Source organism: Citricoccus sp., assembly GCF_035445025.1.
Taxonomy (GTDB): domain Bacteria; phylum Actinomycetota; class Actinomycetes; order Actinomycetales; family Micrococcaceae; genus Citricoccus.
The window spans coordinates 1,460-11,527 of sequence record NZ_DAOMPX010000062.1; the positions used below are offsets into that span (position 1 = coordinate 1,460).

7 protein-coding genes and 1 pseudogene are annotated in these 10,068 nt (G+C 72.8%); 2 read left to right on the plus strand and 6 right to left on the minus strand.

The window, feature by feature from the left end; translation table 11 throughout:
* The 6 genes and pseudogenes from PLJ28_RS13475 to PLJ28_RS13500 form a co-directional block, all read right to left on the minus strand.
* Positions 1–287 (minus strand): annotated as a pseudogene (locus tag PLJ28_RS13475) (2-oxo acid dehydrogenase subunit E2); the annotation flags it as partial.
* A gap of 22 nt (positions 288–309) precedes the next feature.
* Positions 310–885, minus strand: coding sequence for a biotin/lipoyl-containing protein (locus PLJ28_RS13480; RefSeq protein ID WP_324590237.1), 576 nt, complete (start codon positions 883–885; stop codon positions 310–312).
* Positions 878–1,858 carry an alpha-ketoacid dehydrogenase subunit beta gene (locus tag PLJ28_RS13485; RefSeq protein ID WP_010144692.1) on the minus strand — a complete coding sequence of 327 codons (981 nt, stop codon included), beginning with the start codon at positions 1,856–1,858 and terminating at the stop codon, positions 878–880. Before PLJ28_RS13485 ends, PLJ28_RS13480 begins: the two co-directional genes overlap by 8 nt.
* A gap of 4 nt (positions 1,859–1,862) precedes the next feature.
* Positions 1,863–2,855 (minus strand): pyruvate dehydrogenase (acetyl-transferring) E1 component subunit alpha, encoded by a 993-nt coding sequence (pdhA, locus tag PLJ28_RS13490; RefSeq protein ID WP_324590238.1) that lies wholly within the window; start codon positions 2,853–2,855, stop codon positions 1,863–1,865.
* Positions 2,852–4,654, minus strand: coding sequence for an acetate--CoA ligase (acsA, locus tag PLJ28_RS13495; protein WP_183525377.1), 1,803 nt, complete (start codon positions 4,652–4,654; stop codon positions 2,852–2,854). The genes pdhA and acsA overlap by 4 nt, the downstream gene beginning before the upstream one ends.
* Before the next feature lie 108 nt (positions 4,655–4,762).
* Positions 4,763–6,214 (minus strand): phenylacetate--CoA ligase family protein, encoded by a 1,452-nt coding sequence (locus PLJ28_RS13500; RefSeq protein ID WP_183525380.1) that lies wholly within the window; start codon positions 6,212–6,214, stop codon positions 4,763–4,765.
* Between the two features lie 135 nt (positions 6,215–6,349).
* Here PLJ28_RS13500 and PLJ28_RS13505 point away from each other — a divergent pair, with 135 nt between their 5' ends.
* On the plus strand, positions 6,350–8,044 hold the full coding sequence (locus PLJ28_RS13505; RefSeq protein WP_183525383.1) for an NAD(P)H-dependent oxidoreductase subunit E: 1,695 nt from the start codon (positions 6,350–6,352) through the stop codon (positions 8,042–8,044).
* Positions 8,041–10,068 (plus strand): molybdopterin-dependent oxidoreductase (locus tag PLJ28_RS13510; RefSeq protein ID WP_324590239.1); only part of this gene is annotated, 2,028 nt, incomplete at its 3' end. The genes PLJ28_RS13505 and PLJ28_RS13510, both read left to right, overlap by 4 nt.

The following is a 10,068-nucleotide window of genomic DNA, read 5'->3' on the forward strand; positions in this document are numbered from 1 at the left end:
TCCGACCCGTCGCGGGTGAAGGTGGCCTGTTTGGCCTGCAGGTCGACGGTGGTCCCCAGGTAGTAGTGGGGGATGGTCTTCTTCGAGCGGGACATCAGCGCCCCGATCCTGCGGCGCAGCCCGGTCGCGCGCTGCCCCGTGTCAGGGGGTGCCGGTGCCGGCGCAGTCGCCGGTCCCGGGCCGCGTGGTGCCCCGGGGTGACTCTCGACGTCCGCGGGGGCGTTCCCCCTGACCGCGCGGAGGACGTCCTCTCCCGTGACGGCTCCTCGCGGGCCGGTGCCCGCCACGGTGGTCTGGTCGACGCCGAGCTCACCGGCCAGCCGGCGCGCTTCCGCTCCGTGTCCCCGAAGCTACTGCCAGCCGGCGCGCTCGCGGTGAGATGCGGACCGGCCGGACGGAGCCGGCGTCGGGCCGCTGCCGGGCCGCGGCGCGCTCCACGTCCGTCCGGGTGATGTGACCGCCCCTGCCGGTGCCGGTGATCCGGGTCAGGTCCAGGCCCAGGCCGCGGGCCAGGCGGCGGACCGGTGGTGTGGCCGACGGCGCTCCCGACCCCGGTGGTGGGCTCGTGTGCTCCCGTTCGACACCCGCCTCCGCCGGGGCGGCGGGTGTGCCGGCCGGAGCAGTCACCGGAGGGGCGGTGACGGTGGCCGGCGTGGGCGTGATGCGCGCCATCGGCGCGCCGACGGCGAGCGTCTCACCGGGTGCGGCGAGCAACTCGGCGATGACGCCGTCCTCGAAGGACTCCACCTCCATCACGGTCTTCTCGGTGTCCACGGTGGCCATCACGTCACCCCGGTGGACGTAGTCACCCGGTGTGACCAGCCATTCCACCAGCTTGCCCCGCTCCATGTCCGCCCCCAGCGAGGGCATCCGGAACTCACCCACCGCCGCCCACCGCCTCGCGGGCCGCGGCCACGACCCGCTCCGCGCTGGGCAGGGCGGCCAGCTCGAGGTCACGGGCGTAGGGAATGGGGACCTCGGCGCTGCAGACCCGCGCCACCGGGGCGTCGAGCTCGTAGAAGGCCGACTCGGTGATCCTGGCGCTGATCTCCGCGGAGAGACTGCCGCTGCGCCAGCCCTCGTCCACCACGACGGCCCGGTGGGTCTTGACCACGGTGGCCAGGATCGCCGCGTCGTCCAGGGGGCGCAGCGTCCTCAAATCCAGGACCTCGGCCTCGATACCCTCGGCGGCCAGTCGATCGGCGGCCTCCAGGGTCAGCGGCAACGTGCCGCCGTAGGTGATCAGCGAGACGTCACCGCCCTCACGCCGGACCGCGGCCGCATGGATGTCGACGGGGCCGGCGTCCTCGGCGAGCTCCCCGGACAGGTTGTACAGCGAACCGTGCTCGAAGATCAGGACGGGGTCCGGGTCCTCCAGGGCCGTCCACAGCATCCCCCGGGCGTCCTCCACGGTGGCCGGGGTGAGGATGCGCAGGCCCGGCACGTGGGCGAACCAGCCCTCCAGGCTGTGGGAGTGCTGGGCCCCCAGCTGGCGTCCGGCCCCGGTCGTCATGCGGATCACCAGGGGAACGTTGAACTGCCCACCGGACATGTGCAGCAGGGTCGCGGCGTTGTTCACGATCTGGTCCAGGGCCAGCAGGCTGAAGTTGACCGTCATGATCTCCACGATCGGCCGCATCCCGTTCAGCGCGGCCCCGATGCCGGCCCCCACGAAGGCGGACTCCGACAGGGGGGTGTCACGGACCCGTTCGGGACCGAACTCCTCGAACAGTCCGAGGCTGACCGCGAAGCAGCCGCCGTAGGCCCCGACGTCCTCACCCATCAGGAAGACCCGGTCATCCTGCAGCAGCGCCTCGCGGATGGCGGTGCGCATGGCCTCGCGGTAGGTCGTCTCCATGTCCTCACCGCTCGCTGTAGACGAAGCGTTGCAGGTCGTCCAGGGGCTCGGGGGCCCCCGCCTCGGCGAACCGCACGGCCGCCTCCATCTCCGCGGCCACCTCGCGGTCCAGCGCGTTCCAGTCGTCCTCGGAGAACCGGCCCGTCGCCTCCAGGGAGCGGCGGAGTGACAGGATGGGATCCCGTTCGGTCCAGCGGGCGACCTCCGCCTTGTCCCGGTAGCGTTCGGGGTCGAACATCGAGTGGGCCCGGAACCGGTAGGTGCGCAGTTCCAGGAAGTGCGGGCCGCCGCCGGCCCGCACAGCGTCCACGGCCCGACGGGCCGATTCCTCGACCGCGAGCGCGTCCATGCCGTCGACGCTCCAGGCCGGGAGCTCATAGGCCGCGGCCTTGAGGGCCAGGTCCGTCTGGGACTGGGACCGGGCCAGCGCCGTGCCCATGGCGTAGAGGTTGTTCTCGCAGCAGAAGAGCACGGGCAGCCGCGACAGCGCGGCCAGGTTCAGGCTCTCGTGGAACTCGCCCTCGGCGGCCGCGCCCTCGCCGAAGAAGCATGCCGTCACCCGGGCCCGTCCGGCCATCCTCTCCGCCAGGGCCATGCCGACCGCCAGGGGCAACCCCCCGGCGACGATCGCATTGCCGCCGTAGAAGTGCGTGGCCGCGTCGAACAGGTGCATGGAACCACCCCGTCCGCGGCAACAGCCCTGCACGTGGCCGTACATCTCGGCCAGGATCGCTCCGGCCGGGACGCCGCGCAGCAGCGCGTGTCCGTGTTCACGGTAGGTGGCCACCACGGCGTCCTCGGGGCCGAGCGCGGACATGATGCCCGCCGCCACGGCCTCCTCGCCGATATAGACGTGGAGGAACCCCCGGATCCTCGCCGCGCTGTAGAGCTCGACGCACTGTTCCTCGAGACGGCGGACCCGCAGCATCTGGCGCAGCAGGTGTCCAGCGGCCTCGGGGACGCCCGGCGACCCGGTGGGTGGCGTGCGGTGGGTCATCCCTGTACCTCCACGGTCGATACGTCGCCCTCTGGCAGGCCCAGTTCGCGGGCCCTGAGCAGCCGGCGCAGGATCTTGCCGCTGCGGGTCCGGGGGAGCGAGGGCGTGAAGTCCAGGAGTCGCGGTGCCACGGCGGGGCCCAGCCGCCGGCGGGCGAAGCCGATGATGTCCCTGCGCAGGTCATCGCTGGGGTCGTGGCCCGGACGCAGCTCGACGAAGGCCTTCACCACCTCACCGGCGACCGCGTCCGGCAGGCCGATGACCCCGGCCTGGGCCACGGCGTCGTGTTCCATCAGCAGGCTCTCGACCTCGAAGGGGCCGATCAGGTGACCGGAGGACTTGATCACGTCATCACCGCGGCCCACGAACCAGTAGTAACCGTCGGCGTCACGGCGGGCCAGGTCGCCGGTGAGGTACCACCCGGCCACGAAACACCTGCGGTACCGCTCCTCCTCGCCCAGGTACCCGCGGAACATGGACGGCCACCCCGGTCGCAACGCCAGTTCGCCCACGGTGTCCGCGTCGTTGACCAGGGTGGCCCGGCCACCGCGCAGCACCGGCTCACCGTGCTCGTCCCGCGCGATGAGGGCCGCCTCGACACCGGGCAGGGGCCGTCCCATGGAGCCGGGACGGATGGGCAGGGCCGGCAGGTTGGCGATCATGATGCCCCCTGTCTCGGTCTGCCACCAGTTGTCGTGGACGGGATGACCGAGGACCTGCCGGCCCCAGACGACCACTTCCGGGTTCAGCGGTTCCCCGACGCTGGCCACGAACCGCAGCGCGGACAGGTCCTGGCCGCGGGCGGCCTCGTCGCCGGCCTTCATGAGCATCCGCAGCGCTGTCGGGGACGTGTACCAGACCGTGACCCGGTGCTCCGCCAGGATCCGGTACCAGCGCAGCGGATCCATCTCCTCCTCGTCCACGACGGTGGTGATGCCGTGGACCAGCGGGGCGATGATGCCGTAGGACATGCCCGTGACCCACCCCGGGTCCGCGGTGCACCAGTAGACGTCCTCCGGGTGCAGGTCCAGGGCGAAACGCCCCGTGGCGTGGTGTGCGACCACCGCCTCGTGGACATGGACGGCCCCCTTGGGCCTGCCGGTGGTGCCGCTGGTGAAGTGCAGCAGGGCCATGTCCTCCGCCCGCGTCCTGGCGGTGCTCCCATAGGGTGGCGCCCGGTGCATGAGGTCCTGCAGGTCCAGGGTGCCCGGTTCCGCGTGGCCGTCGGCGTCCACGAGCAGGACGTGCCGGAGTCCGGGCAGCGCCGCGCGGACCGGGGCGACCTTCTTGCGGTACAGGGCGAGGGTGGTCACCAGCACGCGGGCGTCGCCGAGCTCCAGGCGCATCCGCACCGGTTCCGGGCCGAACGCGGAGAACAGCGGGCAGAAGACACCGGCGTGCTTCAGCGTCCCCAGCACGGACGCGTACAGTTCCGGTCGGCGCCCCATCAGGGAGAACACCCGTTCCCCGGCGCCGACGCCCAGGCCCCGGAGCACACTGGCGAAGCGATCCACGACCTCGGCCAGGGCGCTGTAGGTCAGCGACCGGACGTCGCCGTCCGGACCGACGAACCGCAACGCCTCGTGGCCGGCACGCGCACCCGCCGCATGACGCTCGACGGCCTCGTAGGCGATGTTCAGGCCTCCACCCGGCACGCCGGACAACTGCTGGCGGGCCTGCTGCCAGCTGAAGCCGGCGCAGGCCGCGTCATAGTCCTCGAGGTTGGGCCGCACGGTCCAGGACAGGGGGTCCTTGGGGATCTCCTGCCATCGCGTGACCGGCCCGGGTGGTGCAACCATGGTCTGGACGGCTTTCCGAAGCAGAACGGGAACTGGCAGACGGTGGGACTGTCCTGGTCCATAGGGTGGGGGCTGGGATGCGCCGCGTCAAGGTTCCGCGTCGACCCGTCAGGATCGGTCCCCGGTGGTGTCCGCGGGCGGTGCCGGTGGTCTCGGCGCCAGGGGGATGACCGTGCGGAACTTCCCGCCGGGACCCTGCTCGGGCGGCTCGGTGTCCTGCTCCACCGTCACGTCCGGCAGGCCCAGGTCGGTCAGCAGCCCGGTGAGCCCGGCCAGCGCCGACGCCCAGGCCTGGACGGGATCGGCACCGGGGGCCGGCAGCAGGCGCAGCGACAGGCTGGTGGGAGTGGTCCGGAGCACCTGGAACAGTTCCACCCCGGGGATGCGGTCGATGACGGTGCCCAGGGCCAGCGGCGGCACCGCGATCACGTCCTCGCCGCTCGCCGTGCGGAAGGTCAGGACATCCGAGGCCCGCCCCTGGACGCGTATCGCCGGGGACGGATTGCCGCAACGGCAGCGGTCCGGACTCACCAGCAACCGGTCGCCGACGTCGTAGCGGATGACCGGTTGGACCCGGTTGGCGAGGTTGGTCATCAGCACCGTGTGCGAGACGACTCCCGGCGGCACCGGGCGGTGCTCGGCGTCCACCGGCTCGACGATCACCCAGTCCTCCAGCAGGTGCAACCAGCCCTCCGCGCAACCGGACGCGGCGTAACCGGACTCCGTGCACCCGTAGACCTCCCGCACCGGCGCGCCGAAGGCCCGCCCGATCCGGATCCGTTCCTCGGACGTCAGGCCCTCGGCGGTGCTGAGCACGAGCACCGGACTCACCCGCAACCGCCCCGCCTCCTGCTCGGTGGCCAGCAGGCGTAGCATGCTCGCATAGCCCCCCAGCAGGAGCGGGCCGAACCCGTTGAGCTCGGCCACCACCTCGGGCAGGGGACGGTGGATGGACAGTATCCTCAGTCCCCGGTGGCGTCGCGGTCTCTCCCGCTGCTCGCGGGTGCTGGCCGCCACGGACAGGAAGTGCCCGCCGGTGGCGACGACCCCCGCGAACCGCCCTCCGTGGACCATCAGTGCCAGCACCTGGCGCGCCGACAGCCAGTCCTGGGTCAGTTGGGCCATCAGTCCGGAGGTCGCGGCCCAGTAGCGGTCGTCCAGCACGAACATCCCCCGGGTGCCGGTGGTGCCGGCCGTGGTAGCCACGAGGTACTGGCCGAGGAATCGCTCCCCGATCCGGGCCGGGTCCGCCACGAAGGCCTCCACCGCCTCTCGGGTGACCGCCGGGTCCGTGGCGACCTCGTCGAAGTTGCGCATCAGCGCGGTCTTGTCCGACACCGGCAACCGGGTGACCTCCTCAAGGGGGTCCGGTAGGCCCCGGTAGAGCCGCCGATAGTAGGTGGAGTGCTGCCGGGCATAGGCCACCAGTTCGGCCAGCCGCTCCCGCTGGCGGGCATGCAGCGCCTCGGTCCCCTGCCGATGTGCCCGGCGGGCGTCCCACCAGACCCGCAGCGTGTCGCCGCGCCGGCCACGCAGCACCCGAGTCCCCGGCGTTCCCATGAGGCCACTGTAGGAAACGTCGTGCTCGCCGGGACAGGTTCGGGGCACCCCGGGTGCCCGGTCCTCGACGCCGGCTGCCCGGCACCTCGTCCGCCGGCTCTGGTCCGGCCCGCGGCAGGCTGGGATGATGGCGCCATGGGCACGCCTCGACCGGCCCCGGAGGACCGGCCCGCGGACCGGGAACCGGCCCGCCTCGATCGCAGTCCGTTCGCCCGGTACGCACAGAGGTTCGACCGGCCGCTGGACACCGTCCCGGACCTGCTCCGGGGCGGCGCCGATCCCGTACGCACCGCCGCAGGGCTCCGCGTGCCCGCAGCGGCAGTGCGGGGACCGGCAACGTTCTTCGCGGACTACTCCGCGCCCCGGGCTCCACGGCACGTCCGCCTCTGCGGCGCTGCCGCCTGTCGCGCCGCCAGCGGCGGGACGCACGTGGCCGAAGTGGAGGCGGGACTGGGCGTCGCGGTGGGCTCGCGCAGCGCGGACGGCTCGGTGTCGATCCAGGAGGTTCGGTGCCTCGGCTACTGCTACGGCGGTCCGGCGGCCCTCGACGGCGATGAGCCCTGCGCCGGGGCCGACGTATCGGCCCAGCTGCAGGGACTGTCTCCTCGTCGCGATCCTGTGGCGGAGGTCCACAGCCGCAGCCGGACGCCGGTGGTGACGGCGGGACTGCTCGGCGCGGGCGAGCCCTGGGCGGTCTGGCCCACCGTGGTCTCCACGGGGTCTCCGGACGCCGTGCTGGCTGAGGTCGCGGCCGCCGGGCTGACCGGGCGCGGTGGAGCCGGCTTCAGCACGGCACGCAAGTGGCGGGCGGCCCGCGCCCGGCCGGGCCCGCGCGTCGTCGTGGCCAACGGGGACGAGGGCGATCCCGGTTCGTACGTCGACCGCCTGCTGATGGAGGGGGACCCGCACCGGCTGCTCGAGGGACTCGCCCTGGCCTGCTTCGCGACCGGTGCGGCCACCGGGATCGTGTTCGTCCGATCCGAGTACCCGCGCGCCGTCGAGCGCCTGCGCACGGCGCTCGCACAGGCCCAGGCCGACGGTCACCTCGGCCCCGACGTCCACGGCAGCGGTGTGGACCTGCACGTCCGCGTGGCCGTCGGTGCAGGGTCCTATGTGTCCGGGGAGGAGACCGCCCTGCTGAACGGCCTCGAGGGACTGCGGGGGGTGGTGCGCCCACGGCCGCCGTACCCGGTGGACCGGGGACTCTCCGGCCGGCCCACGGTGGTCAACAACGTCGAGACGCTCGCGGCGGTTCCCTGGATCATCCAGCACGGCGGCGCCGCCTACGCCGCCATGGGCGCGCCGGGACAGCCCGGCACGCTGGTCGTGTGCCTCTCCGAACGGTTCGCGCGTCCGGGTGCCTACGAGGTCGAACCGGGCATCTCCCTGCGGCGGGTGGTCGAGGACCTCGGCGGTGGACTGCGCCAGGGGGCGGTCCTGCGGGCGCTGCAGGTCGGTGGCCCGTTGGGGGGCTTCCTGTCCCCGGCGGAACTCGACACCCCGCTGACGGACGCCTCTCTGGCCGAACGTGGTGCAGCCCTCGGCCATGCCGGAGTCGTGGCCTTCGACGAGCGGCTCACCGGTGAGGAGGTGCTCGCCCACCTCTGGGCGTTTGCCGAGACGGAGAGCTGCGGCCAGTGCTCACCCTGCCGGGTGGGCAGCCGGCTGGGCCGCCTGCTCGCCGCAGAACACGTCGCGACCGACGACCCGTCACCACGGGTCCGGGTGCTGGAGACCATGTCCGAGGCCAGCCTCTGCGCCTTCGGCCGCCGTGTCCCAGCCGCCGTGCGCGGTCTCGTCCGGGTCTACGGCCTCCGGGGGTGGACGTGATCTGGTTGTCCGTGGACGGGACCGGCGTGGACGTTCCTGCCGGCGCGACCCTGCTCGACGCGATCCGGGCCCTGGGCCGGACCGTTCCGACGCTCTGCCACGATGACCGGCTCACCCCGGTGGCCTCGTGCCGCACCTGCCTGGTCGCGGTGACCGGTCGGGGGCTGGTTCCGGCCTGCAGCTCTCCTGCCCAGGCCGGCATGGAGGTCTCCACCGAGCAGGCCGCCCCGGCCCGCCGGAACGCACTGCAGATCATCGTCGCCGGCCTGCCGCCCCGCGCCCTGGACGTGCCGGCGGACCGCAGCGAACTGGTCCGCCAGTGCGAGGCGCTCGACGTGGCGCCGCTCGACGTGCCCGAGCCCCCGGCCCACCGCGGCACCGATCACTCCCACCCCTACGTCAAGCTCGACCGGGACCTGTGCATCGCCTGCGGAAAGTGCGTCCGGGCCTGCGCCGAGGTGCAGGGCACGTTCGCCCTCACGCTGACCGGGCGCGGACCGGACACCGTCGTCGCCCCTGGCCGGGGGGACAGCTGGGCCACGTCCGACTGCGTCTCCTGCGGGGCCTGCGTGGATGCCTGTCCGACCGGTGCGCTCTCCGAGCCCGGCCTGCTGGACCCGCGGCCCCTGGAGCGCCGCACCCGGACCACCTGTGGTTTCTGCGGGGTGGGGTGCACCCTCGACGTCCTCACCCGGGGGAACGAGATCGCCACGGTACAACCGGTCACGGACGGGGCACTGAATCGCGGCCACGCCTGTGTCAAGGGACGCTTCGCCCACGGTTTCCTGACCTCGCCCGAGCGGTTGCAGACCCCCCTGGTCCGCCGGGACGGCGCACTGGTCCCCGCCACCTGGGACGAGGCCATCGGCCACGTGGCACGGCAACTGTCCCGGGTGCGGGGCTTCGACCCCGACGCCTTCGCGGTGATCGCCTCGGCCCGGGCCACCAACGAGGAGAATTACCTGGTCCAGAAGTTCGCCCGGACGGTGATGGGCACCAACAACGTCGACAACTGCGCGCGGGTCTGCCACGCGCCCTCGGCCTCGGGCCTGGTGGCCTCGTTCGGCCTGGGTGGCGGCACCAACCCGTTCGAGGACGTGGACCACAGCGACACCATCATGCTGGTCGGGGCCAACCCCACCCACGCGCACCCGGTGGTCGGGGCACGGCTGCTCCAGCGGGTGATCGACGGCGCCCGCCTCATCGCCATCGATCCGCGCCGGACGCCCCTCGCCCGGCACGCGGACATCCACCTGCGGCCCACTCCCGGGACCAACGTCGCGCTGTTCCACGGCATCGCCCACGTGCTGATCCGTGACGGTCTGGTGGACCAGGCATTCCTGCGCTCCCATACCGCCGGGTACGACGAGTTCCGCGCCCTGCTGGCGCAGTATCCGCCGGAACGGACCGCTGCGATCACCGGGGTTCCCGTCGGGCAGCTGGAGGGGGCGGCCCACCTGTACGGTGAGTCCCGGACCCCGATGATCTTCTACGGGCTCGGTGTCACCGAACACCTCCATGGCACCGACGGTGTCCGCGCACTGGCCAATCTGGCCCTGCTCTGCGGGGCGGTCGGTCCCGGAGGCGGAGGCGGCATCAACCCCCTCCGGGGACAGAACAACGTCCAGGGTGCCAGTGACATGGGTGCACTGCCGGACATGCTGCCCGGATACCAGAAAGTCGCGGATCCCCGTGCCCGGATGCGCTTCGACGAGGCCTGGCAGGCGGGCGTCCCGGACCGGCCCGGGCTGCGGATGCCGCAGATGTTCGAGGCCGCCCGTTCGGGAGCGCTGCAGGCCCTGTGGGTGATCGGCGAGGACGTGCTTTCCACCGCGCCGGACAGCGGCGCCGTCCGAGCCGCGCTCGACGCCTGTCCTCTGGTGATCTGCAGCGACCTGTTCCTGAGCGCGACCGCCGAGGCCTCCGACGTCGTCCTGCCGGTGGCGGCGTGGCTCGAGAAGGACGGCACCTTCGTCAACTTCGACCGTCGCTTCCAGCGGGTACGGCCCGCGGTCGACGCCCCC

Coding starts and splice junctions, on each gene's coding strand:
- PLJ28_RS13485 (WP_010144692.1), bottom strand. CDS start 1,858: ATGGAGACGACCTACCGCGAGGCCATGCGCACCGCCATCCGCGAGGCG.
- pdhA (WP_324590238.1), bottom strand. CDS start 2,855: ATGACCCACCGCACGCCACCCACCGGGTCGCCGGGCGTCCCCGAGGCC.
- acsA (WP_183525377.1), bottom strand. CDS start 4,654: ATGGTTGCACCACCCGGGCCGGTCACGCGATGGCAGGAGATCCCCAAG.
- PLJ28_RS13500 (WP_183525380.1), bottom strand. CDS start 6,214: ATGGGAACGCCGGGGACTCGGGTGCTGCGTGGCCGGCGCGGCGACACG.
- PLJ28_RS13505 (WP_183525383.1), top strand. CDS start 6,350: ATGGGCACGCCTCGACCGGCCCCGGAGGACCGGCCCGCGGACCGGGAA.